At 34.3% G+C, this 25,990-nt stretch carries 27 protein-coding genes and 1 other annotated feature; of the genes, 13 read left to right on the top strand and 14 right to left on the bottom strand.

Annotated elements, in window-relative coordinates; all coding sequences use genetic code 11:
- Positions 1-6: 6 nt before the first annotated feature.
- Entirely contained in the window at positions 7-1,392 is a 1,386-nt protein-coding gene (locus JOD29_RS09720; RefSeq protein WP_192894218.1) for a hemolysin family protein, read from the bottom strand.
- 604 nt (positions 1,393-1,996) lie between these two features.
- On the opposite strand from JOD29_RS09720, the gene JOD29_RS09715 reads away from it, so the two are divergent.
- Complete coding sequence (locus JOD29_RS09715; protein ID WP_124764421.1) at positions 1,997-3,739, top strand: ABC transporter ATP-binding protein; 1,743 nt, start codon at positions 1,997-1,999, stop codon at positions 3,737-3,739.
- Complete coding sequence (locus JOD29_RS09710) at positions 3,739-5,469, top strand: ABC transporter ATP-binding protein (protein WP_124764583.1); 1,731 nt, start codon at positions 3,739-3,741, stop codon at positions 5,467-5,469. The genes JOD29_RS09715 and JOD29_RS09710 overlap by 1 nt, the downstream gene beginning before the upstream one ends.
- Before the next feature lie 336 nt (positions 5,470-5,805).
- On the opposite strand, the gene JOD29_RS09705 is transcribed toward JOD29_RS09710, so the two are convergent.
- The gene (locus JOD29_RS09705) at positions 5,806-6,009 is read right to left on the bottom strand and encodes a YheE family protein (protein WP_124764419.1); all 204 of its coding nucleotides are present in this window, start codon (positions 6,007-6,009) and stop codon (positions 5,806-5,808) included.
- A gap of 128 nt (positions 6,010-6,137) precedes the next feature.
- On the opposite strand from JOD29_RS09705, the gene JOD29_RS09700 reads away from it, so the two are divergent.
- The 4 genes from JOD29_RS09700 (at position 6,138) to JOD29_RS09685 (ending at position 10,600) form a co-directional block, all read left to right on the top strand.
- Positions 6,138-7,283, top strand: coding sequence for a DUF445 domain-containing protein (locus JOD29_RS09700; protein ID WP_124764417.1), 1,146 nt, complete (start codon positions 6,138-6,140; stop codon positions 7,281-7,283).
- A gap of 20 nt (positions 7,284-7,303) precedes the next feature.
- Positions 7,304-7,648: a YlbF family regulator gene (locus JOD29_RS09695; protein WP_124764415.1), complete on the top strand. Its 345-nt coding sequence runs from the start codon at positions 7,304-7,306 to the stop codon at positions 7,646-7,648.
- An 884-nt stretch (positions 7,649-8,532) separates the two neighbouring features.
- Complete coding sequence (locus tag JOD29_RS09690; RefSeq protein WP_124764414.1) at positions 8,533-10,053, top strand: coproporphyrinogen III oxidase; 1,521 nt, start codon at positions 8,533-8,535, stop codon at positions 10,051-10,053.
- Positions 10,054-10,348: 295 nt separating this feature from the next.
- Positions 10,349-10,600 (top strand): DUF3006 domain-containing protein, encoded by a 252-nt coding sequence (locus tag JOD29_RS09685; RefSeq protein WP_124764413.1) that lies wholly within the window; start codon positions 10,349-10,351, stop codon positions 10,598-10,600.
- Between the two features lie 58 nt (positions 10,601-10,658).
- On the opposite strand, the gene JOD29_RS09680 is transcribed toward JOD29_RS09685, so the two are convergent.
- Both JOD29_RS09680 and JOD29_RS09675 read right to left on the bottom strand, forming a co-directional pair.
- Complete coding sequence (locus JOD29_RS09680; RefSeq protein WP_124764412.1) at positions 10,659-11,063, bottom strand: DoxX family protein; 405 nt, start codon at positions 11,061-11,063, stop codon at positions 10,659-10,661.
- Between the two features lie 306 nt (positions 11,064-11,369).
- Entirely contained in the window at positions 11,370-11,987 is a 618-nt protein-coding gene (locus JOD29_RS09675) for a PH domain-containing protein (RefSeq protein ID WP_124764411.1), read from the bottom strand.
- A gap of 173 nt (positions 11,988-12,160) precedes the next feature.
- Here JOD29_RS09675 and JOD29_RS09670 point away from each other — a divergent pair, with 173 nt between their 5' ends.
- Positions 12,161-12,952 carry an HAD family hydrolase gene (locus tag JOD29_RS09670; protein ID WP_124764410.1) on the top strand — a complete coding sequence of 264 codons (792 nt, stop codon included), beginning with the start codon at positions 12,161-12,163 and terminating at the stop codon, positions 12,950-12,952.
- A 334-nt stretch (positions 12,953-13,286) separates the two neighbouring features.
- On the opposite strand, the gene JOD29_RS09665 is transcribed toward JOD29_RS09670, so the two are convergent.
- Entirely contained in the window at positions 13,287-13,973 is a 687-nt protein-coding gene (locus JOD29_RS09665) for a TraR/DksA C4-type zinc finger protein (RefSeq protein WP_124764581.1), read from the bottom strand.
- A gap of 266 nt (positions 13,974-14,239) precedes the next feature.
- Complete coding sequence (gene serA, locus JOD29_RS09660) at positions 14,240-15,859, bottom strand: phosphoglycerate dehydrogenase (RefSeq protein ID WP_124764409.1); 1,620 nt, start codon at positions 15,857-15,859, stop codon at positions 14,240-14,242.
- Between the two features lie 161 nt (positions 15,860-16,020).
- Positions 16,021-16,266: a binding site (T-box leader), on the bottom strand.
- 339 nt (positions 16,267-16,605) lie between these two features.
- On the opposite strand from serA, the gene JOD29_RS09655 reads away from it, so the two are divergent.
- Positions 16,606-17,388: an enoyl-CoA hydratase gene (locus tag JOD29_RS09655; protein ID WP_124764408.1), complete on the top strand. Its 783-nt coding sequence runs from the start codon at positions 16,606-16,608 to the stop codon at positions 17,386-17,388.
- 143 nt (positions 17,389-17,531) lie between these two features.
- Here JOD29_RS09655 and JOD29_RS09650 read toward each other — a convergent pair whose 3' ends face one another.
- Complete coding sequence (locus JOD29_RS09650; RefSeq protein WP_124764407.1) at positions 17,532-17,717, bottom strand: YhzD family protein; 186 nt, start codon at positions 17,715-17,717, stop codon at positions 17,532-17,534.
- A 175-nt stretch (positions 17,718-17,892) separates the two neighbouring features.
- On the opposite strand from JOD29_RS09650, the gene yhaM reads away from it, so the two are divergent.
- Positions 17,893-18,831, top strand: coding sequence for a 3'-5' exoribonuclease YhaM (gene yhaM / locus JOD29_RS09645; RefSeq protein ID WP_124764406.1), 939 nt, complete (start codon positions 17,893-17,895; stop codon positions 18,829-18,831).
- Between the two features lie 105 nt (positions 18,832-18,936).
- Positions 18,937-19,269 carry a zinc ribbon domain-containing protein YjdM gene (locus tag JOD29_RS09640; protein WP_124764405.1) on the top strand — a complete coding sequence of 111 codons (333 nt, stop codon included), beginning with the start codon at positions 18,937-18,939 and terminating at the stop codon, positions 19,267-19,269.
- Positions 19,270-19,391: 122 nt separating this feature from the next.
- Here JOD29_RS09640 and JOD29_RS09635 read toward each other — a convergent pair whose 3' ends face one another.
- Complete coding sequence (locus JOD29_RS09635) at positions 19,392-20,279, bottom strand: peptidylprolyl isomerase (protein WP_124764404.1); 888 nt, start codon at positions 20,277-20,279, stop codon at positions 19,392-19,394.
- Positions 20,280-20,415: 136 nt separating this feature from the next.
- Here JOD29_RS09635 and JOD29_RS09630 point away from each other — a divergent pair, with 136 nt between their 5' ends.
- Complete coding sequence (locus tag JOD29_RS09630; RefSeq protein WP_124764403.1) at positions 20,416-20,514, top strand: YjcZ family sporulation protein; 99 nt, start codon at positions 20,416-20,418, stop codon at positions 20,512-20,514.
- Positions 20,515-20,583: 69 nt separating this feature from the next.
- Here JOD29_RS09630 and JOD29_RS09625 read toward each other — a convergent pair whose 3' ends face one another.
- The 6 genes from JOD29_RS09625 to JOD29_RS09600 all read right to left on the bottom strand — a co-directional run bounded on the left by JOD29_RS09625 (position 20,584) and on the right by JOD29_RS09600 (position 23,953).
- Complete coding sequence (locus JOD29_RS09625) at positions 20,584-20,769, bottom strand: hypothetical protein (RefSeq protein WP_124764402.1); 186 nt, start codon at positions 20,767-20,769, stop codon at positions 20,584-20,586.
- A gap of 70 nt (positions 20,770-20,839) precedes the next feature.
- The gene (locus JOD29_RS09620; protein WP_124764401.1) at positions 20,840-21,376 is read right to left on the bottom strand and encodes a DUF3267 domain-containing protein; all 537 of its coding nucleotides are present in this window, start codon (positions 21,374-21,376) and stop codon (positions 20,840-20,842) included.
- A 179-nt stretch (positions 21,377-21,555) separates the two neighbouring features.
- Complete coding sequence (locus JOD29_RS09615; protein WP_192894221.1) at positions 21,556-22,089, bottom strand: HTH-type transcriptional regulator Hpr; 534 nt, start codon at positions 22,087-22,089, stop codon at positions 21,556-21,558.
- A 203-nt stretch (positions 22,090-22,292) separates the two neighbouring features.
- Positions 22,293-22,670: a YtxH domain-containing protein gene (locus JOD29_RS09610; protein WP_124764399.1), complete on the bottom strand. Its 378-nt coding sequence runs from the start codon at positions 22,668-22,670 to the stop codon at positions 22,293-22,295.
- Positions 22,671-22,811: 141 nt separating this feature from the next.
- On the bottom strand, positions 22,812-23,339 hold the full coding sequence (locus JOD29_RS09605) for a tryptophan transporter (protein WP_124764398.1): 528 nt from the start codon (positions 23,337-23,339) through the stop codon (positions 22,812-22,814).
- A gap of 188 nt (positions 23,340-23,527) precedes the next feature.
- The gene (locus tag JOD29_RS09600) at positions 23,528-23,953 is read right to left on the bottom strand and encodes an HIT family protein (protein WP_124764397.1); all 426 of its coding nucleotides are present in this window, start codon (positions 23,951-23,953) and stop codon (positions 23,528-23,530) included.
- 104 nt (positions 23,954-24,057) lie between these two features.
- Between JOD29_RS09600 and JOD29_RS09595 the strand changes: the two genes are divergently transcribed.
- Both JOD29_RS09595 and JOD29_RS09590 read left to right on the top strand, forming a co-directional pair.
- Positions 24,058-24,798 carry an ABC transporter ATP-binding protein gene (locus JOD29_RS09595; RefSeq protein ID WP_124764396.1) on the top strand — a complete coding sequence of 247 codons (741 nt, stop codon included), beginning with the start codon at positions 24,058-24,060 and terminating at the stop codon, positions 24,796-24,798.
- Entirely contained in the window at positions 24,791-25,990 is a 1,200-nt protein-coding gene (locus tag JOD29_RS09590; RefSeq protein WP_124764395.1) for an ABC transporter permease, read from the top strand. The genes JOD29_RS09595 and JOD29_RS09590 overlap by 8 nt, the downstream gene beginning before the upstream one ends.

Here is a 25,990-nt window from a genome sequence, read left to right as displayed (position 1 = left end):
AAGATCTTATTCTTTATCTTCTGTTGAGTTTGAAGATTCGTCTTCATTTTCTTCTTCAACCTCAGGTAATTTTGTAATTTCTAAGTAAAGTATATGGTGTCCGTCTAATTCTTTAATTTTGAATTCATATCCTTCAAATTCAAAACTATCACCCTCGACTGCATCGAATCGCTGAGTTAAGAACCATCCACCAATGGTATCTATATCTTCATCATCAATATGAATACCTAGCATATTATTTACTTCTTCAATTAATAACTTTGCATCTATGATATAATGGCCGCTACTAATTTCTTGAACTTCAGGGATTTCATCTTCATCAAATTCGTCTTGGATATCACCAACAATTTCCTCGATAATATCTTCAATTGTAACTAATCCAGATGTTCCACCATATTCATCCATTAGAATCGCCATATGAATACGTTCTTGTTGTATTTTAAGTAATAAATCACTTATTGGAACCGTTTCAAAAATTCGGATAACAGGTTGCATATACTCAATAACTTGTTTATCTCCATTTGTTGGGTCTTGAATATACGCTGTTAATAAATGTTTTAAGTTCACAAGTCCAATAACGTGGTCTTTGTCACCATCTGTTACTGGGTAACGAGTATATTGTTCTACACCCATTACTTCAAATACTTGTTTGATTGTTAAATCTTTTTCGATACTAACAATTTCAGTTCGAGGTACCATAATTTCCTTCGCAGTACGTTCAGAAAACTCAAAAATACTTGTTACGTATTCGTATTCAGAGTGGTTGATTTCTCCACCTTTATAACTGTCCGTTAAAATCATGCGAAGTTCTTCTTCAGAGTGAGCTACTTCTGACTCGGAAGCCATTTTAAATCCAAATAATCCCGATAATGCTCTTGCTGAACCGTTTAACGCGCGGATAAAAGGATACATCACATTATGGAACACTAATAATGGTCCTGAAAGTCTTAAAGTAAGTTCTTCTGATTTTTCAATGGCAAACGTTTTTGGAGTTAATTCCCCTACGACAACGTGTAAATAAGTTACAAGCATAAATGCTATAAGGAATGAAAGGAATTTAGATACAGTTGGTTCTAAATTCATTAGGTCAAATAAAGGATGTAAAACCATCTCAAAAGTAGGTTCACCTAACCAACCTAAACCAAGGGCTGTAATAGTTATTCCTAATTGGCAAGCTGATAAATATTCATCCAGATTTGAAATAACCTTTTTAGCTTTAATTGCTCTTTTATTTCCTTCAGCAACTAATTGATCAATACGTGTTGTTCTTACTTTTACAATTGCAAACTCAGTTGCAACAAAAAATGCCGTAGCAGCAATTAAAAAAATAAACGCCGCCAACTTAATGGTTAGCTCTACTATGTCTACGTCCAAATACTTTCTTTGTCCCATGCCCAAATGAGGGGTGCGAACAAAGAGTACACCTCCTGTAATTAAAAATATGAAATAACAATACAATGATAAAATATTTTTAATAAAAATACAAATTATGAATACAAATTCAAAATTAAAATTTATCAATCTTTCATGAATAATTATTGATCAAAGAGAATATTTATATTATGTTCTCTTAACGAAAAGTGTGAATTATTTCGGTTTTTTTAATCAATTGTTAAAATTATAAATATTTTCTAATAATTATTGACTCGTAAAAATCCAAGTGCTACATTTTAGGAGCAAATATAAAAGTAAGGAGGTAAGGATTATGAAAATGAGATTTAAAAATACGCCAGCAATCGAATATTATAATCCGCCCCTTCCACATTACTCTTATTAATTGCTCGAACGCGCACAATATTAATGTTAGGTACGGGTATAGTATATATCCGTACCTTTTTTAGGCACTTTTCCTATAAAGGGGGAGGTGCCTTTTTTGTTGCACTCAAAAAATCTATCCAATTATTATGTAAAGGAAAGATTAACTTTCAAAAAAATTATTAAAAAGAGAGTTACAAAAAGCGGATCGTATTCTCCCAACAGGAAGAAGGTGCCCATATTGTTTGATGTTTTATTGAAATTAAAATGGTTTTTTCGAAAATTTTGGAAGCAATACACAATCGCAATTGTGTTTCTTATTATTGCAAGTTTCTTAGAAGTCATACCTCCGTGGTTATTAGGGAATGCAATTGATGAAATAACGAAAGACCAAATGACTGCTGCAACCCTTCGGAATTTTTTAATTTTATTTGTGGCAATTATTATTGGTAGTTATGTAATGAATTTTATTTGGCAGTATCGACTTTTTGGTGGAGCCATAACGCTTGAGCGAATCTTACGTAAACGATTAATGCATCATTTCTTAAAAATGACACCAACATTTTATGAGAAAAATCGTACAGGAGACTTAATGGCAAAAGCGACGAATGATTTAAATGCTGTGTCACTAACTGCAGGATTCGGGATTATGACCTTAATTGATTCTACTGTTTATATGGGGGCAATTATCGTAGCAATGGGTATCTTTATCTCTTGGAAATTAACCTTTTTTGCAATGCTACCGATCCCAATTATGGCCATCTTAATGCAATATTTAGGAAAAATTGTCCATGAACGTTATACAGCAGCCCAAAATTCATTTGGTACCTTAAATGATCATGTTCTTGAATCAGTTGCTGGTGTGCGAGTAATCCGCGGCTTTGTACAAGAAAAGAAAGACGAATCTCGTTTTTCTGAAATGAGTGAAGAAGTATTTCAGAAAAATATCCATGTTGCAAAAATTAATGCGTTATTTGGTCCAATCACGAAAGTTGGGACTGGGATTAGTTACGTTGTGACATTGGGGTATGGGGCTAATCTAATTTCGAATGGTGAAATGTCTGTTGGCCAACTGATTACATTTACTGTTTATTTAGGATTAGCTGTGTGGCCTGTGATGGCAGTTGGGGAACTAATCAATGTTATGCAGCAAGGAAATGCATCACTAGATCGAGTTCAAGAAACGTTAAAATATGAAGAGGATGTTAAAGATTCTCATGATCCATTTAAAGCTGTAAATCCTTCTAGCATTGGATTCGAACAATATACATTCCAATATCCATTTTCGCAAGGGAAGAATTTACAAAGTATTTCAGTTCATTTACAAAAGGGGCAAACCCTTGGAGTCGTTGGTAAAACAGGTGCAGGTAAAACTACTTTCGTAAAACAGCTATTAAGAGAATATCCACTTGGGGAAGGTCAACTTGTTTTTGGTGATGTCGATATTGCCAAAATCCCGAAAGAGCAGGTCTTGGACTGGATTGGTTATGTTCCACAAGATCACTTTTTATTCTCCAGATCTATAAGAGAAAATATTCTATTTGGACTTGAAGGCGGTGGAAGAATTAGATTACAGGAAGCGATTAGACTTGCCGATTTCGAGAAGGATTTGGAGAATCTACCTTTAGGAATTGAAACACTTGTGGGAGAAAAGGGAGTATCACTTTCGGGTGGTCAAAAGCAAAGGGTTTCCATTGCACGAGCATTGATTAAAAATCCCGAGATCCTAATATTGGATGATTCACTGTCAGCAGTTGATGCAAAAACGGAAGCGAAAATTATTGAAAATATCCAGCGTGAAAGAAAAGAAAAAACGACTATTATTACAACACATCGTCTTTCAGCCATTCATCACGCAGACTGGATTATCGTGTTAGATGACGGAATAATTATTGAGGAAGGTACACACGAAGAACTTCTTTCAAAGTCGGGCTGGTATAAAGAACAATATGATCGCCAGCAACTTGAGGGGGTGTCTGAATGATGAGTACTAATAAAAAGTTGTTTCAATATACATTGCTTTTTAAAAGGCCCATTTTAATTGGCCTAAGTTTCCTTACAGTTGGTGTGTTAACAGACTTAGCAGGTCCTTTTATTGCAAGATATATCATTGACCATTATATGACACTTGGGATCATTGATTTTCAGCCAATTCTCATCCTACTCACAGTGTTTTTAGGGTTAGAGCTGTCAACTGCAGTTCTTCGCTACTTTATGTACATCTATTTGCAAATTGGTGCAAACCGTATTGTCCAAAAGATTCGTCAGGATGTTTTTGGCCATATCCAAACCTTGCCAATAGAATATTTTGACCGCTTACCAGCTGGGAAAATTGTTGCGCGTGTAACGAATGATACTGAGGCGATACGAAATTTGTATGTTCAAGTGCTTCAGCAATTTGCGAGTAGTACAATTTCAATTTTGGGGGTGTATGTAGCACTTTTTCTATTAAATTGGAAAATGGCTACGATTTCACTTATTGTCGTTCCAATCGTTTATTTTTGGATGATCGGTTATCGGAAATTTGCTTCCAAATATAATCAAGTTGTTCGTACAAAAATAGCGGACATTAATGGGATGATCAATGAAGCGATTAATGGAATGAATATTATTCAAGCATTCAAACGTGAAGAACAAATGAAAAATGAGTTTGCAGGTATGAACGATGAACATTACCACTATCAACGAAAACTATTGTTCTTAGATTCTGCAACTTCCTTTAATTTAGTGGGTGTACTTCGACTAATCATTTTCGCCATCTTAATTTATTACTTTGGTACACAGTCCGTCACAACAAATACAGTAATCACTGCGGGTACATTGTATGCCTTCGTTGACTATATAACACGTTTGTTTAATCCAATCGTAAATATGGTGAATCAGTTCTCCCAATTAGAGCGTTCATTAGTAGCGAGTTCTAGAGTATTTGAATTACTAAATCATAAAGGTGAACCTGTTAGTACTGAAATGGTTAGTAGATACGAAGGAAATGTAGTTTTTAACAATGTTAGCTTTGCCTATAAAGAGGATGAATATGTTTTGAAAAACATAAGTTTCACTGCGAAAAAAGGAGAGACCATTGCTTTAGTAGGACATACCGGTTCGGGAAAGAGTTCAATTATGAATTTACTTTTTCGATTTTATGACCCACAAAAAGGAGAAATAAAAATAGATGAAAAAAATATAGTTGAAATACCACGACAAGCATTACGAAAACATATGGGAATTGTGTTGCAAGATCCTTACTTGTTTACAGGAACAATTGAAACGAATGTGAGTTTAGGTGACCCCACAATTTCTCGAAAAACTGTAAAGAAAGCATTAGAAGCAGTAGGCGGAGAGCGGGTACTGAAAAATCTTCAAAAAGGATTAGATGAACCTGTTTTAGAAAAGGGTAGTACACTTTCCTCTGGTCAACGCCAGCTCATATCCTTTGCTCGAGCGCTAGCATTTAACCCAGCAATTTTGATATTAGATGAAGCCACTTCTAATATTGATACAGAGACAGAAGAAATCATTCAGCATGCGATGGACGTATTAAAACAAGGAAGAACAACTTTTATCATTGCCCACCGATTATCTACGATTAAAAATGCTGACCAAATATTAGTATTAGATCGTGGCAAAATAGTTGAACGTGGTACACATGAAGAACTGGTAGCATTAGGTGGTCGTTACGAGAAAATGTATCGCTTACAGGCCGGGTTGCTATAGAGGGAATCGGTGAAGGCGAAGGGTCTTTAGAGGTAGGCTACATGAAAGGCGCAAGAGGCAGTATGGGCTTAGGATTTTTTATCGAGATACAGCCGAGAAAAATTGTACATTACCTGGATGAAGAGGGGGGTAATGTGGAATCAGTCGGGAACCCCCGTTCATCGAATGGATGAAGAAGATTTAGCTTCTAATACGCTCAAGAAAAGCAGTTCATTCTCTCGATGAACTGCTTTTTAACACCCAATTTTGTAATTAACGTTCACCCTTCAAATGAACCTTGACTCTTTAACTTATTATAGAAGTATAAATAAATGTACTTGCTTCTAGTTGAACTACTTAATCATAAACATGGTACAACATTAATTCGTGAACCATTTTTTCAATATCTGCTTTTGCAGCTGGCGCTTCCCCAATCCATAATATTTTTCCGTCTTTCATGTATTCTGCACTATAACGCTGTTGTTTGTAATAAAATGAAATCGCCCATCCTGGAATGGAGGTATTTTCAAATAGCGGTTTAAAATTGAAATGCTGTAGCATGTACATCCCCCTTGTACTTCAAACTTGAGTTCATCTTACTAAAAGATTGGTTGTAAGGCTAACATTTTCTTTCCATTAAACTCGTTTGTTATAATGAGATAAGTTTGAATTGAATGAGAGGAATACGAATGGAAAACGCAATTATTACAATTATATTTATGGCAGTTGTTGGAGCATTAATAGGAGGTTTCACAAACTTCTTGGCCATCAAAATGTTGTTTAGACCCTATAATGCAATCAAAATTAAATCATGGCAACTACCATTTACCCCAGGACTGATTCCAAAGAGACGAGGCGAATTAGCTAAACAATTAGGTGAAACTGTCACAAAATATCTGTTAACGCCAGAAGTGTTTAAGAAAAAGCTCCTTTCAGAAGATATCCGAAAAAATATTTTGAATTATAGCCAGCAAAAAATTGAAGAAATTATTTTTACGAATGATAAGACCATTTTAGATTGGGTGAAATTAGCTGGCATTCATGGGATTCCTGAAAAAGTTGAAGAAAAAGTTGACTTAGTAATCGAAAAACAATTTTTGCAAGTAAAGAATACATTATCTACGAAGTCAATCGAACAGCTTCTACCTGAAGATATCCAACAGACAATCAATAAAAAAATACCGGAAATTGTCACTTACATTTTAAATAAAGGTGAAGATTATTTTGTATCTGAAAAAGGTGAGGCAACGATCCGAAATATGATGGATGACTTTTTATCTTCTAAGGGGTCATTTGGCGGCATGATTCAAATGTTTCTAGGCGATTCCCATTCTCTTGTGGGAAAAATTCAACGTGAGCTTGTGAAATTTTTAAATTCACCAGGAACTAAAAACCTATTAGTCAATATCATTTCACAAGAATGGGATAAGTTTAAACAGCAACCAGCAATGAATTATTTAAAAGATGTACAATTTGAACCAATCCTAGTAAACTTACAGACATATGCAAAAAAGGAACTTGCCATTACAGACCGTCTAGATAAATCAATTAACTACTACCTTCCAGAAGGTAATGAATGGGCTAAAAATGAGTTGATTCCCCAAATAGTTGATAAAGGTTTTGTTGTAGCCGAAAATAAACTCGAAGATGTGTTAAATCGATTAAATTTACAAGAAGTGGTCCGAGAACAAGTTGATTCATTCCCTCTTGAAAAACTAGAGGAACTTGTCATTGGAATAGCCAGCCGTGAATTAAAAATGATTACCATTTTAGGAGCTGTTCTTGGAGGCATCATTGGGATTGTGCAAGGCTTGATTGTATTTATGCTAAATTAAAAATGAGAGTGGGTAATCCTTTGTCTAACATTTACAATGACATGAATAAATTAGAGGCGTCTTTACGTGAAACAAAAGAGTTTTTAACTTTAAAAGAAGCAGTAGAAGCTGTAAAAAATGATGATGAAGCAAGAAAGTTATTTACAAACTTCCGTGATATTCAACTGAAACTACAACAAAAACAAATTGCTGGAGAAGAGTTGCTAGAAGACGAATACAACTATGTTCAAAAAGCTGCTCAATTAGCTCAACAAAACGTAAAGATTTTAGCGATGTTAGAAGCTGAAATGGCAGTAAGTAATGTGATTGAAGAAGCTAATCGCATTTTTGTTAAACCAATCCAATCGTTATATGATGGACTATAAAATTTTCGGACCACACTTTATTTGGAGTGTGGTCTTTTTTTATGAAACAAGTTCTTCATGAACGTGACCATGAAGTTCAAAAAGAGTTGGGAGATCAACGACAATGAACTTCATCAGATTCAGTTAACTGCTGTAAATAAGGTGAAACTCAACCATTTTGATGAGATAAGGGAAAAAACATCTCTTATTTCGGGTAAGATATAAGGATTTTTTTATATAAGGGAAATTTTTTCCGTTAATGTACGAAGAGGAGGCATCTAGGGCAGATATAAGGGAATAAAATTCCGTTAACTGCTCTAGATTATGGTCAAATTCAACGATTAGATGAGATAAGGGAAAAAACTTCCCTTATTTCGGGTAAAATAAAGGCATTTTTTAATATAAGGGAAAATTCTTCCGTTAATGTACGAAGAGGAGGTATCTAGGGCAAACATAAGCAGAGAAAATTCGTCCTTTATCTGGCCCATGAAGTTCAAGAAGAGTAATAGCAAACTCTACATCAAGAAAAACTCGCCTCGCAAATCGAGCACAGCTAGTATAATCAAATAAGCCTTGGATATATGTGCTTCCGAATTTTCAGTGCGTACGTAATCACCCACGTCCACCACCTTCAACTTTCTTCGAATTGTATACCTCGCACAATGAACCCCTCTCAAAATCCGTGACATCCACCGGAGGATTTTTCTTCATTCAGGCAATTAATAACAATTGGAACTAGCTTCTTATCTTAGAGATAAATATATTATTATCCTATAAGCCCCGTCTTTTATGTTGAATGAAGAAAAACAAATCGACAGATACTTCAATTGATTGTTACAATAGAAAAAGTGATTTTAAATGAAACGGTAGATTTACTATTATTATTTAGGAAGAGAGTTTGAGCAATGAAAAAAATACAAGTGAATGAACAGTTTAGAGAAGACTGGAATCGCGTGTTAAACCATATAGCAAATTTATTTTATGAAGACTCTAAAATCGTTGTATCTTCAGATGATGCAGATCTATCTATTCAATTTACTCATTCAATCGATGAAGATTACACGATCCATACATCAAGTGTGTTAACGGTTGATGGTCAATCTTATACAAGTAATTACGCTATTGGTTATGAAACAGAAGGAACAGAAAAAGAGCAAAATATCCGCATGAAGCGAGCATTGTCGCATGTCATGTTAGATGTGCTTGAACAATATACAGGTATGACTCAACAATGGGGGATCTTAACTGGAGTTCGTCCAACGAAGCTTTATCATAAATACCGAAAAGAAGGTAAAAGTGATGAAGAAATCTTTGCGATTTTAAAGAAGGATTTCCGAATTTCAGACTCAAAGATTGCATTAATGCGTGAGATTGTTGAACGTCAATTAATTACAATCCCTGATTTAGACCAAATCGGAAAAGAGCTTTCTATTTATATTGGGGTTCCTTTCTGTCCAACAAAATGTGCCTATTGTACATTCCCTGCGTATGCGATTCAAAGTAATCGTAAAGCTGGTCGCGTTGAATCGTTTATCGATGGGTTACATCTTGAGATTCGCGCAATGGGGAAATGGCTTAAAGAGAATGATATGAATATTACATCCGTATATTGGGGTGGGGGGACACCAACTTCCATTGAGGCAGAGGAAATGGATGCATTATATAAAACGATGTTTGAATCGTTCCCAAATCCAGAGAAAATTCGAGAGATTACGGTTGAGGCGGGTCGCCCAGATACGATTACATTAGAAAAAATTGAAGTACTTAAAAAATGGGGAATTGATCGCATTTCCGTTAACCCTCAATCCTATACAGATGAGACGTTAAAAGCAATTGGTCGTCATCATACAGTTCAAGAAACGATTGATAAATTTTGGTTATCAAGAAATTCTGGCATGAATAACATCAATATGGATTTAATTATTGGATTACCAAATGAAGGCATTGAAGAGTTCCAACATTCATTAGATGAAAGCGCGAAAATGCAGCCAGAATCATTAACAGTTCATACGTTATCATTTAAACGAGCATCAGAAATGACACATAATAAAGATAAATATAAAGTAGCAGATCGTGATACCGTTTCTAAAATGATGCAAATGGCTACAGAATGGACTGCTGAAAATGGCTATGTTCCTTATTATCTTTATAGACAGAAAAATATTTTAGGGAACTTAGAGAACGTGGGCTATTCAAAGCCAGGTGAAGAAAGCATTTACAACATTCTTATTATGGAAGAGGCGCATACAATTTTGGGAATTGGTTGTGGTGCGTCATCTAAATTTGTTCATCCAGAAACAGGGAAGATTACTCAATATCATAATCCGAAAGACCCTGCAGCCTATATCATGACATATGAAGAAGCAATCGAGAGAAAAATCGAGATGCTAAATGACCTTTATGGGAAAGTAAATATTGAACAATAGTAATGTAGGTTGGGAGTCAGTATGCTCCTAACCTATTTTTTCGTTAGTACAATACGATGTTAAATAAAATTCCACAAACAGGGGATCATTCCACAATGATAAATCGCTCTAAGTTGAAGTATTAAATACTAATGAAAAAGCTGAAGATAACAATGAAGCATCAATTGTATTGAAAATGACTTACGAGCGGTTCAGCTTCAAAAGAGGGAAATAGCTTTATGATACAAAAAGTTGGCAAATATAGCTTAATTTCAGTGAAGCTGAACACCTTTTAAACCTAAAGGAGAGATCATGAGTGAGCTTAAATAAATACACACTAGACCGTTTTGAAGGGGATTATGGAATCTTTTTAAAACGGCCTGAAGAGACAGACCAACTTCTCATCCATCGTTCAGAAATTGGGCTTCAACTAACTGAAGGAGATCTTGTTTCGATACAAGATGATGGAGAACGATATATCATTCGGCTACTGGCAGAGGAGACTTCTGAGACAAAAAAGAGTGTTGAAAGCATACTAAAAGAACTCAAAAATCAAAACAAGCAATAATTTAATAATAGAAAACGCTACTTCTAATGAATGGAAGTAGCGTTTTTTTTGGCATAATTTATGCTGCTTTACTTTTTGAAAATACGTTGTCCAATGAGAACTTTGAACGTTGTGCAAAGATGTAGTAGATACCTAAAACTAGGTAGATAATTTCTAGCTCATATCCAGCGTAAGTTCCATCACCAAATAATCCAAGTGGAAGTTTTGCTGTAAAGACTGCACCAACCATGATGATTGCAAAAATTGCCCCGATGATACGAGTTCCAAGACCAAGAATTAATAATAATCCACCAACTAATTCAATGATTGCGATTGCATATGCAAGGCCACCAGGCAGACCAAGTGAATCAAAATATGCAACGATATTACTAATTCCTCCTTGGAATTTTACAAGTCCATGATAAAAGAACATAAAGCCGAAAACTACACGTACTAATAATGACATGTATTGTTGTTTATTCATTACTATTTCCTCCTTAATTATTTTTGATTAGTAAGTTGTAAAAAGTAAGTTATAGTGTAAAATTAAAAGTGAATAACAATTAAGTATTCACTGAAATAACATTTACTTTTCGTAACCTAGTATATTTAAGTAATCAAAGTATATCTACTATATTTGCTGAAATCAATAAAATATATACATTTATAACAAGAAACTTGTATTTATGTACAAAAAATAATAATTATCGCGTAATGTTGTTATTTCCATTACTTGATATATAAAAAAGCATCTCAAAAAAGTAGAGATGCCCTAAAATTTTACGTGAATTTAATTTTTAATAAAAAGATCGAATACATTGCCGAAATCTTCAGTTGTGTATTTTTTACTGCTATCTGTTAACCATTGATTTGAAAATTCAACGATGGATTTAAAGGAATCAGCAGGAGAGGCTGTTTGGTTAAATCCAGCAGCAGAAATACTTCTTGTTGCAATATCAAGACTTTCTAATGCATATTTTGAATGTTTTTCGTTCTCTTTCATCATTCGTTCCATTTCAACGAGTGTTTTATATAGATCTTTAATTTTTTCTGCAAAGTTTTTATTAATATCAATACTTAAATTTCGTTCACCTATCGTAAACTTAATCTCAACATCAAGGTCAATTGTACCAGCAGTTTCTAAAGATACATTGCGAATTCGGTTATATTTATAATCATAACGTCTTAAAGTTCGCTTTTTACTAACTGCAGAATCTCCATCAACATGAATAAGTGCTAAATTAGTAAAGCAATATTCGTCTGATTTCGTTTTAATAATAAAATATATTTGTTCTCCTTTTTCGTGTAAAACATAGTCATCCGATTCTGTTTTATTGTAATCTTGTGGTTCGATTACTTTACCGATGTCTGATAGTCCAAGTGCATCAGATGCAAGCTTTTTCAACATTGTGGTACCCCATTTCATAAAAGTTTTACGTGTATATTATACTTTTAGATTTAAAATATATGCTTACTTTACTCCTTTTTAAGAGAACCTTTCAAAATATTGAAGAGTTGTCCTAATAATTCTGAATATATGATAAAATTAAATAAAAGATTAAATTCAATAGGAGAATTAAGATGCCGATTCATACCATTATTTTCGACTTAGATGATACATTATTGTGGGATAAAAAAAGTATTCAAACTGCATTCGATAAAACATGTGAATATGCTGCGACGAAAGTTCAAGTTGACCCGCAACAATTAGAGAGTACAGTTAGGAAAGAAGCTAGAGCTCTTTATGAATCATATGAAACTTATGATTATACTGTTTTAATTGGAATTAACCCTTTTGAAGGACTTTGGGGTACATTCGACGATCCAACTGATTCTTTCCAAAAAATGAAGGGTATTGTTCCAAACTACCGTAAAAGTGCTTGGACGAATGGATTGAAAGCTTTAGGAATTGAAGATGAACAGCAGCTAGGAGCTGAACTTGGGGAACGGTTTGTAGAAGAACGTAAAAAGTCTCCTTTCGTTTATGAAGATACATATGCTATCCTAGATCAATTAAAAGGCAAGTATCAGCTTGTATTATTAACAAATGGGGCACCAAGCCTTCAAAATCTTAAATTAGAAATTACCCCTGAAATTCGCACATATTTTGATCATGTGATTATTTCAGGAGATTTTGGTGAAGGAAAACCGAATGCATCATTATTTAATTTTATGATGTCTAAAGCTGGAATCACTGCTGAAGAAGGCATTATGGTCGGCGATAACTTAAATACTGATATTTTAGGTTCTTCTCGAGTTGGTATGCGCAATGTTTGGATTAATCGTGAAGGAAACACTAATCAAACTGAAGTAACACCAACTTATGAAGTAACATCATTAACAGAATTTTTAGAGCTTGTGAAAACACTTTAACACTCCAAGACGTTTAGATAGAAATAAAATAAATGAAGGTTAGCCTTTCTTAGAAAGCGCAGCCTACCACTGTAAGCTGCGAAAAAATTCCGGAAATTTTAGAAGGGCAAATTAAATGTGAGCGGTCCTTACACAAATCCGGGGGCAAAAACGCCACGTCGTGTGGCATTGCCCCCATGACCAACGTCGTGTTGGCCTCAAGACAAGTCGAAAAGACATGTTTCAACATGTTAGACCGCTCTCACCGTACGCTTTATTAGAATTTCTATTAGAATGTTTCCATAGTTAAAAGTTTAAAAACGTTCTGAAAAAGCCTCAGAACGTTTTTACTTTTTTACTCTAAATAGTCGTATTTACGATTTTCTTCAATTTCCTTAGCTGAAATTTGCCCCGGTAGCTCATCTACTTCTGAAATGTGGAATGAGTCAAAATCATCATTATTAGCGATTTCCTCATTATCATCGTAAAGTTCACTGTATTCTTCAAAATCGCCTTCAAAATCTGAAGGAGTTTCAGAAGTTCCGTATTTGGCCACTAGTTGGAATGTATCCTCATAGTCATGAATGTCGTCTTTATCATCTCTCCCTGAGAATGAATTATCTACAGGTGGTAGGATGACCTGCTCTTCGACAGGACGATCTGTTGGAACAGATTTCGCATCTGTATGCTCGATACAAAATGCTGTATAAGGAATAGCCAATAATCGATCATATGGAATACCTTGTTGACAAACTTCACAAACTCCATATGTACCATTTTCCATTCTGACTAAAGCTGCATTCACTTTTGCTAATTCATCTTCATCATGTACCTTTAACGCCATATCTTTTTCGCGTTCATATAATTCTGTTCCTAAATCAGCTGGATGATTATCAACAGTGGATAATTCATCGACTGAGTCACGCAAACTACCGCGCTCTAAATATTCGGTATCATCATCCATTTTACGATGGACTAAAAGTGATTCTTTTTGTTCAATTAACATCTTTTTCAATCTTGTCATTTGTTTTTCGTTTAAAATGTTGCTCACGTCCTTTCTCATCTCGAAGATAGTATGAACGGATTCTAAAAAAGTTATTTATGAAGTGAAAATGAAAAAAGGTAACTTTGGACTGTCCAAAGTTACCTATGATTAAAAGATAAGAATAAATTCCGAAGTGCGAACAGTGTCTAGCTACGAACGCCAGCTCCTCGACAACTTCAGAACCGCCTTCAAGGTCAAAAAGCGACCTTTTGTCGGTTCTTCCAGTTGTTGTCGGAGCTAACGGGCGTTCTTCGCATTTCATTTTAAAGAGTTATTGCTTTTACTTCATCGATATTTTCTAGTTGAGAAACATATGCTAAGTCTTCTTCTGTTACTTCGTTATCGATTGTAAGCATCATAACAGCAGTACCACCAACTTGTGCACGACCAACTTGCATTGTTGCAATGTTGATATCTTTATCTGCTAATTTTGTTGCTACGCGACCGATTGCACCTGGTTTGTCAGTGTTTTTAATGTAAAGTAATTTACCTGTTGGAATCACGTCGACAACATAGTTTTCAACTTTCACGATACGAGCACCTAGACCGTTAAGTAATGTACCTGCTACTGTATGTACTTCGTTCTCTGTTTTCACCTCAACAGTGATTAAGTTTGTGAAGCCTTTCGCAGTTGTTGTTTTATGCTCATTAATTTTAACGCCAATTCGTTCAGATAAGTAACGTGCATTTACATCATTTACATTTTCACCATGGTTTTTCTTTAAGATTCCTTTTAATGCGTTAGATGTTAGTGGGCGAACATCGTAGTTTGCCACTTCACCAGCGTAAGAAACATTTACTTCTTTAATAGCTTCCTCAGTAATTTGAGAAAGGAATGCACCTAATTTTTCTGCTAACTCGAAGAATGGTTCTACTTGTGCAAGTAATTCTTTTGGAATTGAAGGCATGTTTACTGGATTTGTCACAGTTCCTGTTTTATAGAACTTAATAATGTCATTAGAAACGTCAACTGCAACAGATTCTTGTGCTTCAATTGTAGATGCACCTAAGTGAGGTGTAGCAATTACTTCTGGTAAAGTTAATAATTTGTGATCAGTTGCTGGTTCTTCAACGAATACGTCAAGAGCCGCACCTGCTACTTTACCTTCTGCGATTGCTTCATATAAATCATCTTCGTTAATGATTCCACCGCGAGCACAGTTAATAATGCGTACGCCTGTTTTCATCATATCGAATTTTTCTTTGTTAATTAAGTTGCGTGTTTCAGGTAAAAGTGGTGTATGAACTGTAATGAAATCAGCTGCTTGGCAAATTTCTTCAACTGTTGCTTTCGTAACGCCAAGTTCTTTTGCTCGTTCTTCAGTTAAGAATGGGTCATATGCCATAACTTCCATACGTTGGCCTTTTGCACGGTAAGCTACTTCGGCACCGATACGACCAAACCCTACAACACCTAAAATTTTATTTTTAAGTTCCACACCAACATAAGATTTGCGGTCCCATTTACCATTTTTTAAAGTGTTATATGCTTGTGGGATATGACGAGCAAGTGAAGTCATCATAGCGATTGTATGTTCAGCTGCAGAGTTTGTATTTCCATCTGGAGCGTTTACTACAATGATACCGTGTTCAGTTGCAGCGTTAAGGTCGATGTTATCAACACCAACTCCAGCGCGGCCGATTAATTTTAAGTTTTTTGCAGCTTGAATAATTTCGCGAGTTACTTTTGTTTGACTACGAACTAATAAAACATCTACATCAGCAATTTTGCTAATTAATTCTTCTGGAGTAAGACCTGTATCGATAATTACATTTAAGTTTAAGTCAGTTTCTTGACGAAGAGGTTGAATACCATCCTCGCTTAGTGGATCAGCGATAAAAACATTAATGACGTCTGTAGCAGTTGCGATTTTAGTTACCATGGGTTAATTACCTTCCTTTTTCATGTGATTGGATAGAATTTGGGAAAAGCTATTAATCAAATTTAGAATGTATGAAACGATTGACCCATTCTTAATGAATAGTGAGCATGTGTCTCTCTTTCACTAGAAATAAAAAGCCTTCCGCCCCTACACTCTAGTATGTAAGGGGCGAAAAGCTATAATAATCTACTTACGCGGTACCACCCTTTTTTCGTTGGCAAAAGATTTTGAAAACTTTTCGCACAACCTTAAGTATGCGTAACGTGCATAACACGGATAAGCTTACTAAGAAGTTCCGCCTATCTATTCGGGAGTGGAACTACTTTCATTGAAAACGTTGGTTCGCACCAAACACCAACTCTCTTAGATTTCAAAATGAAAGAGCATGTCTCCGTCATAATATTTTTCGTTGATTAAATTTGATAACATCATAATCCCGATTGTAGGTTCTTGTCAACAGAATTTTTAGAAAAAATTAATAATAGGTATGAAAACGCTTAAATAAACAACTGGTTTACGAACGAAAAGGAGTTTTTTATATTGTAATGTTCGTATATATTGAAATTTGTTTTATAATTTAGAAAGTTAAATTAATTTCAAAGAAATATTCACATAATAAGTTCACCATTTAGTATGAGTCCGAAGAACCGGTTAACAAAAGAAGGGAATGTGGATTATAAATAAAGGATATTGGGTGATAAAAAAGAATATGTAAAATAAAAATATGGATGAAAGGGGTTGTGGGAATGGACTTTGAATCAATTCAAGTAGAGTATGCTGAACGTCGAGCAACTGTTTCGTTAAATCGACCTAATGTCATGAACGCAATGAATTTTACGATGATACAGGAATTAGCTCAATGTTTTGAATTGCTAAGGGAAAATAAAGAAATACAAATCCTTGTCCTTAAGGGAGAAGGGAAAGCATTCTCAGCGGGCGGAGACATCAAAATGATGTTAACGTCAGGAGATCCGAAAGATTTTGAACAAATCATGAGTTATATCACGCGTTTGACCCTTGCCTTTTACCAATTACCAATGATTACAATTACCCAAATCCATGGTGCAGCTGCTGGACTTGGCTTTAGTTTAGCGTTGGCGAGTGATGTAATTGTTGCGGAAGAAAACAGTAAACTTGCAATGAATTTCATTGGCATTGGATTGATTCCTGATGGTGGCGGACATTTCTTTATGAAAGAACGAGTGGGAACACCAAAAGCGAAACAATTCATCTGGAAAGGTAACGTGATGGATGGCAATGAGGCTTTAAAATTAGGGTTAATTGATCACAAAGCAGATGATGGTGAAATCGAAGCGATGGTTGATCAGATTGTTGGAAAGTTTTTATCTTCTCCAATTCTGGCGATGCTTGAAACGAAAAAAATTCTGCACGCTCAAAAATTGTCGGAACTTGAAAATACCTTAAAAATGGAGACAGAAGCGCAGTTACGAATGAGAAAAACCGAAGATCATCTAGAAGGAATAAAAGCCTTCATCGAAAAACGAATTCAACAATTTAAGGGCAAATAAATTTAAATAGTGGTAGAGGCTGCTTAGAAATTTTGATTCTAATCAGCCTTTTTATCTGTGTAATGAAGTTTAAAATGTGAGGAAATGGCATCCGAAAAGGAACATCATCAAGAAGTTATTTTTCAGACTAAAACGATAATCGATTAGACATGAAAGAGTATTAGTTTTCCTGCTGAATTTACTAGACGATGTGTTTGAGCTGCTACGCCTCTTAATTCAATTTCTTTTTGTCCTTCAGCTTTTGCCTTTGCTTCATTTTCAAAGCTCCATACTTCATCAAATAAAACCTTCCCCGACTTTTCAAATGCTGTGAAACGATAATTCTCCATCATATCCCATCCTTTCCCTTGTAGATATTTACAATTATATATGAAAATTAAATTAACATCATGTCCTAAAAAAGTATAGATAGTGATGTTTTCGTACTATGAGTGAATGTCACATGGTACAATATTAATTGATGAATAGTATAAATCGATTGTAGATAAAAGGAGGGGTTTCTTTATGAAAGGTATTACGCAACTCCAGGCAGGGGAACCAGTAGATCAGTTTTTATTAATTAAACAGGCAACCAAAGGGGTAACCACTGTTGGAAAACCTTTTATGACACTCATTTTACAGGATAAGAGTGGCGATATTGAAGCAAAGTTATGGGATACAAATGAAGAACATGAACAAAAATACCAAGCTGAAGTGATTGTACGTGTCGGTGGGGAAATCCATGATTACCGTGGAAAAAATCAACTTCGCATTAAGCAGATTCGTGTAGCTAAGCCTGAAGAGGGAGTTCAAATCCATGATTTATTACCATCTTCGACTACACCGAAAGAACAACTTTTTGAAGAGCTAACTCAGTTTTTCTTTGAAATTAAAAATCCAAATATATCAAGAATTACAAGATATATGATTAAAAAATATCAACCAGAAATTTTAGTTTTCCCAGCTGCCTCTAAAAACCACCATGATTATGCCTCAGGATTACTTGATCATGTTGTTTCGATGTTGCGATTAGGGAAAGCCATTTGTGACCTTTACCCAACGTTAAATAAAGATTTGATTTATTCTGGTATCATTTTGCACGATATCGGTAAAGTCAAAGAACTTTCTGGTCCCATTGCGACAACCTATACGATCGAAGGGAATTTATTAGGCCATATTTCCATTATGGTTGATGAAATAGGGCAGGCAGCAAAAGAGTTAGAGATTGATGGAGAGGAAGTAACGATTTTAAAACATATCGTTTTGTCGCATCACGGGAAAGAAGAATGGGGAAGCCCGAAAAAACCGATGATTCAAGAAGCTGAAATTTTGCATTATATTGATAATGTTGATGCGAAAATGAACATGCTAACTAGAGCTCTATCAAAAACTAAACCTGGTGAATTTACTGAAAGACTATTTGCGTTAGATAATCGTTCTTTTTACAAACCGACTTTTGAATAAAGTATAGTATTGACGAAACTTCATTCATAATAGAATTTAAGTATGTTACCTTAGAAAAAGCTAATATAAAACTTATAGAAAATTAATGAAAAGGGGTTCATAAAATTGAATTTACCAAACTGTCCAAAGTGTAACTCGGAATATACATATTTAGATGGCGATTTGTATGTTTGCCCTGAATGTGCTTATGAATGGTCTGAGGAGGATGCGGTGGAAGAAACGTCTCTAGTTGTAAAAGATTTCAATGGCAATCTGTTACAAGATGGAGATACTGTATCTGTCATCAAAGACTTAAAAGTAAAGGGTAGTTCTTCAACATTAAAAATCGGAACAAAAGTTAAAAATATCCGACTAGTCGAAGGTGACCATAACATTGATTGTAAAATCGATGGCTTTGGTGCGATGAAATTAAAATCAGAGTTCGTTAAGAAAATATAATTTTTCATTCAGTAGATGTCTCACACCTTTTAAACAAGGAGAGAACAATACAAATTCGTTAAGCTAAGACGGATTAAATAAAAAAACGCGTACCCCTTATAAAGGAGTTACGCGTTTTTTTATTATTTTTCAGCTGCTTTTTCTTCTTCTTTAGAATCTTTTGAAGAAGTGTCGTATTTATTTAAAGCGCTTTTTAAATCTTCATCTTTAATATTGACTTTTGCATCTTTAACTAACTCAGCAACTTTTGCATCCCAATCACCTTTAGTTGCCGCGATTGTTTCTTTGATTTCATCTTTTTTCTCTTCTAAAGTACCATAGTCTTTTACTTCACGCTTGTCCGTAATTTCAATAATATGGTAACCGAATTCAGTTTTAACTGGTTCACTTACTTTGTTTAATTCAAGAGCATATGCTGCATCGTTAAATTCCGGAACCATAGTTCCAACTGTGAACCAACCTAATTCTCCACCTTCTGCAGCTGAGCCATCTTGAGAATATTCTTTTGCTAATTTAGCGAAATCTTCACCTTTTTTAAGTTTATCTTCCACTTCTTTAGCCGTTTTTTCATCAGCTACTAAAATATGACGCGCATTTAACTCATATTTTGCTTGGTCGTAATATTTTTTAATTTCTTCATCTGTTACTTCTACGTCTTTAATGGCTTTTTCTTGTAGAAGAGAGAAGCGTACGTTGTCTTTAAATGCTTTCTCAGTTAAACCATTTGCTTCTAATACAGATGCAAAAGAATCACCGTATTGTTCTTTCATTGAATTGAACTGTTCGTCAACTTCTTCATCTGTCACTTTATAGTTGTTTTCTAAAATTTGTTCGATAACTACTTGTTCAAGTAATGCATTACCAGCAAGTGATTTAATTTCATCGTAAAATTGATCTTTAGTGATATCGCCATATTCTGATGATACAACGACTTCATCACCTGTATTTCCACATGCTGAAAGTGCGAATACAGAAGTAGCAAGCGTTAGTGCCATAAATGTCTTTTTCATATTAATATAAACTCTCCTCGTATTTAAATATGTTAACTATAACAAAAACGTAAAAAAAACGAAACGGTTCCATGTCCCTTGCCTAGATTCGAATAACTCCGTTGAATAATATAGACTTTGAAAGGAGGTGTTCGAGATGGGTAGTTCTTACGGCGGCGGTTACAACAGTGGCTTCGCGCTTCTAGTTGTATTATTCATTTTATTAATTATCGTTGGTGCAGCGTTCATGTACTAATCTAAATTGCGCAATTTGAAAAGAGGCTAAAGGGATTAAAAAAACCTTTAGCTTCTTTTTTACTTTGTTTTACATTGCAACAGAAACTTCAATATAAAAAGAAACTAATAAGATCGTAATAAGAACATTTATAGTTCGGAATATTTTGGGGTGTCTCTCTTCAGGGATTTCTTTTTGAATACAAAGTGCATATGTCATTCTGTTTATTTGTAATAAATAAACACACGAGAATAGCACTACAACTAATAGTAGCAAGTCTATTCCTCCCCTCTCTCACTTCCTTTAAGAATATCAATGATGTTAATAAATGACAAGTGTATAGCCATTAAAAATTTGGTGGTACTAAAATTTCATATCCCTTTGGAGTTTCCTCGATTACTGCTTCTTTAGGTGCACCTACCAGGTCTATAACAAATAACAAATCAATTAAACAAATACTGCAATGCATGGCGAGGAGTATGCAGCTATAATGCGAATACTGCGGATAAAAAAGTGTAACCATAATTAACGCTGAATTTAAAATTAAAAAAGGTGAGAGAAGTGTAAAAATGTACCTTTTTTTAGGAATCATGTTTTTGATTCGAATGTTAATAATTAGAATTAATTCAAAACGTACTTTAATCTTAACGTTCTTTCTATAGTTAAATAACGAATAATAATGAACCAATTTATGGATCGGGTAAAGTACAAAAATACAAATAAAAAAGACCCATATAAAGTCATCATTATATATTGCAGGAGGTAATGGGCTTAGAAATACGAACGAAAAGGAAAATACAATCACAAAAATAATGGAACACAATATTGCTAATCTGGTTGGTCCATATTCTCGTTGGACATTAATTGTTTTCCAGCAATGCATGTATGATACTCCTTAAAATTTTAAGATAAAGATTATTGTAAACAAAAAATGAGTGTATTACTACACTCATCCCAAAATGTTGACATGAAATTAACAATTTATTCTTTGTTCACATTTTAATAAAAGAAGTACCATCATCTTTCATTAAATAAATGTAGCCTGTTATTCTACAAAACTCTCTAGCTTCTAGCGATTAAACGGTCTTCATGCTCTTCAAGTGAACTTTTAAAATTACTGAAGGAACGGTCAAAAATTTCAATAAAATCTTCACCATAGATGTTTCGAATAACAGCCATAACATCTAAAAATTCTGGGAATCTACCATACAATTCTTTTAATGGCAGTGATCCATCTATGATTGAATGGTTAGAATCATGATAATGATCGTACATTTTAAGAATTAACGCATTGCCTTCGTCAGTTAAATCTACATATGTGTTACGTTTGTCATCATCTCGTTTAGAGAAAGTTAAATACCCGCGTTCTTCTAATTTCTTAGAAAAGTTAAAAGCAGTTGAAACGTGCATTACACCGAATCTAGCAATATCTGAAATTGATGCACCTTTCAAATGGAATGAAATCCATAGAATATGATGTTCGTTAATGTTTAAATCGTAAGGCTTAATCCAATTCTGCCAATCTTTTTCAACCGCTTTCCAAAGTGCCTTAGATAATTGCGCAACTCTTTGACTGTAAAGCATAGCATCTTTCATTGTATAAGATTCTCCAGACAAACCATTCACCTTCTTCTTTCGTAGCGTTTGTTTTAAATATTATAGCAATAAAAGAAAAAAGTTTAAAGTTAGAAAAATTGAATAATTGAAACATGTTTTAAAAATACTATTTTATGATAAAAATAGTAGATCGTGGGTTGCGAATTAGGTTTGTTTTGGGTAAAAAGTACTACAGGTTTTTGTTATTTATTTTCTTTTTTATTATTTGCTTCTGATAAATTATTCTCGATTTCTGTAATAGATTGCTGTAAACTTTCTATTTCTTGTTTTAGTTTTTCAGTTTGTGGTTCGATTTCTTGTTTATATTTAGTAATTGACTCTTTAAGTTCACTAATTATTTTCGGTATATTATTTCTTGCTTCGCTTTTTAGTGTAGAAACGGATTCTTTTACTTGGACAACCTGTTTTTTTACATTCAAAAGGTCATCTTTCGCTTTAACTGAGTTGTACCTTACATTAGTGCGTAGTTCTTTCCCTGATTGTGGAGCAGTGAAAAGTATAGCTGTCATTCCGCCGAGTATACCTGCAGATAGACCAATTAAAAATGGTTTTGCTTTCATGTACATCATCTCCTTTGTGTGATCCCTAATAAGAAAGTTTCCTTTTTCTACCCTTATTAAACCATGAAATAAGAAAATGAAAAAGAAGCTACTTAATGGAAATGTACATTAAGTAGCTTCAGGTTTTAAAACTTAAATTAATTATGCTCTAGTAACACTTGTTTGAAAGTTAGAACGTTTTAATAGGTTCGTAATAATTGGATAGATAATGACAAATGCAATTGCATTCATTACGACAGCTGGTAAAACAACTGTAGCAAACATTACCGCGAAATCAATTGGTACTTCTGTTAGTGCTAAGGCCATTGATAAGAAAACAGAACCTGATAACATTGTACCTAATCCAACTAAAACAGTTGATACTGCAATTTTTTGTACGAAGTGGCGAAGCACAAGCACAACTGCTAATACTACAAAGCCAGTTACTGCTTTATCAATAACGTTTGGAACAAATCCTCCTGGGAATGTTGAGAATAAACCAGACAAAACACCAGTTGCAACTGAAATTAAAAATGTTTCTTTAACAGTTGGGAATAAAAGAATGCCAATAATCATCATTGTTAACATAAAGTCTGGCTTCATGCCTCCATTAATGCCAGGGATGACTAAATATAAAGCCGTACCAACACCAACTAAAAGCGCCATTAAAACTAAATTTTTCGTATTCATTTCTTTGCTCTCCTCTACTAAGCTCTTTTTGATTTTCCTAACGTGCACTCATTGCCGTTAGCGAAAACTTAAGATGATTTTAATATTATTAGATATAATTTGCAACCTCTTATAATAGAATACTATAAAAATAATTTCACTACTCCAATGAATATTAGAGCAGTGAAAAGCATACTTAAAACCAATTATTAAGAATTAAGGTTTTCTTTAATTTGTGCAGCAACTTGTCCTAATACGTCAGGTGTAAATTCACTTTGTTTTGTTTCCCATTTTACTTTTAAGCCATCTGTTTCATCATAACGAGGAATGAAATGCAGGTGGTAATGGAAAACAGTTTGACCAGCAAAAGCGCCGTTATTATTGATTGTATTTAGACCAGCAGGATTAAAAGCTGATTTAATGGCATTTGCAATTTTAGGTGCAACAGCATAAAGATTCGCTGCTACTTCTTCCGGCATTTCAAAAAGATCTTTCACATGCGTTTTTGGGACAAGTAATGTGTGTCCTTTTGTTAAAGGGGAAACATCCATAAATGCATATACGTTTTCATCTTCATAGACTTTTGTGCTTGGAATTGTACCATCAACGATCTTACAAAAAATGCAATCATTCATAAAAAACATCCTCTCATGACAAGTTTTGTATTCATTTTAACATATGAGAACTGATTCCATTCGCTTTTTTTGCTAAACTGATAACAAGAATAGGAGTGACTAAAATGACAGTGCTACAACTAAAAGATGTTACAGGTGGATATACAAGAAAACCCGTAATAAAAGATCTATCTTTTGCAATTGAAAAAGGTGAGCTTGTAGGATTAATTGGCTTAAACGGAGCAGGGAAGAGTACAACCATCAAGCATATTATCGGGACACTCCTTCCGCAAAATGGTGAAATTCGCTTGAACGGTGTAACGTTAAAGGAAAATATGGATCAGTACCGTTCTTCATTTTCATATATTCCAGAAACACCTGTCTTATATGAAGAGTTAACATTAAAAGAACATTTAGAGTTAACAGCAATGGCTTACGGTATTGATGAAAAAACATTAAAAGAAAGATCAGAAATTTTATTGAAAGAATTCCGAATGGAAAAACGACTAAATTGGTTCCCTTCACATTTCTCAAAAGGGATGCGCCAAAAAGTAATGATTATGTGTGCGTTTCTTGTAAATCCTTCGCTTTATATTATTGACGAACCGTTTGTTGGACTAGATCCACTCGGTATTCAATCTTTACTTGATCAAATGGATGAAAAGAAACATCAGGGTGCTTCCGTATTAATGTCTACACATATTTTATCGACAGCTGAAAAACATTGTGATCGAATTATTTTACTCCATGAAGGCCGAGTTCGTGCTCAAGGGACAATGGCTGATTTACGTAAAGCGTTTAATATGCCAAATGCAACACTGGACGATTTATATATTGCCATGACGAAGGAGCAAGACAATGAATAACTTGCAAAGCGTTTGGTCAAAAAGATTTATTCATTATATGAATGAAGTTCAGAAATACATGAAGTATGTTTTTACAGGTCATTTGGCTATTGTTATGGTGTTCGTAATTGGCTCGGTCGGTTATCAATATAGTGAATGGCTAAAAGTTGTAGATCACGATTTTCCAGCAGTTTGGCTAATAGCAATCATTATTGGCTTAGTTTTAGGTTTTAGTCGTCCAGTAACGTTGTTAAAAGAACCAGACCAAGTGTATTTATTGCCTGTTGAGTCAAAGATGTTTGTTTACTTTAAAAAGGCTCTGAATTGGACTTTTTGGTCTCAAATAGGATTAGTTGCGGTTGTTTACTTAGTATCGATTCCATTGTTAAATGCTGTTACAGATTTATCAACATCGGAAATTTGGATTGGTTTACTGTTAATTATTTTATTAAAGTATTGTAATGTTCAAATCGAGTTCAACTATCGTTACAGTAATCGTGGAAATCATGTACTGATTGATCGAATTGCTCGTATATTACTTTCCATATTGGCGGTTCAAACTGTTTTAACGACAGGATTTTTAGTGGGATTAATATATGTCATCTTGTTGGTTGCTTATAATTTTTCACTAAAGAAAAAGGTGAGGGAACAGCCAATTCCATATGAGCATTTTGTTAAACTAGAACAAAATCGTATGATGGGATTCTATCGATTTGCGAATTACTTTACCGATGTACCGCATTTAAGAGGGTCAATTAGACGTCGTTCATGGCTAAATTCTGTTTATAATTTTGTTCCGTTTAATAAAAGAAATACACAAAGTTATTTAGTGTTCCGTACTTTTGTTCGAACGGACGATCATTTTTACTTATGGGTCCGTTTAACAGCCATAACGGCAATTATTGCGTTTTTCGTGAACATCCCTATCGTAACTTGGATTGTAGCAGCTGCACTTTCCTTTGCTACAACGATTCAGTTAAAATATGCGTTATTATCATCTAGTGAATTTAGAATGGATATGCTATTTCCAGTGGAAGAAAATCAGAGAAATAAAGGGGTCCACAAATTAATCAGATTATTTATGATTGTTCAAGCAATCATTGTCATGCTTTGTTCAATCGGACAACCGTTATTTTTTGTTTCAGCATTGGTTATTTTAATTATTAGTGAAATAACATTTAAAGTATCGAAAAATCCAACACCTGTTTACTAA

The organism is Lysinibacillus composti (assembly GCF_016908465.1).
Classification (GTDB): Bacteria; Bacillota; Bacilli; order Bacillales_A; family Planococcaceae; genus Ureibacillus; species Ureibacillus composti_A.
This window is presented reverse-complemented; position numbering and strand designations above follow the sequence as displayed.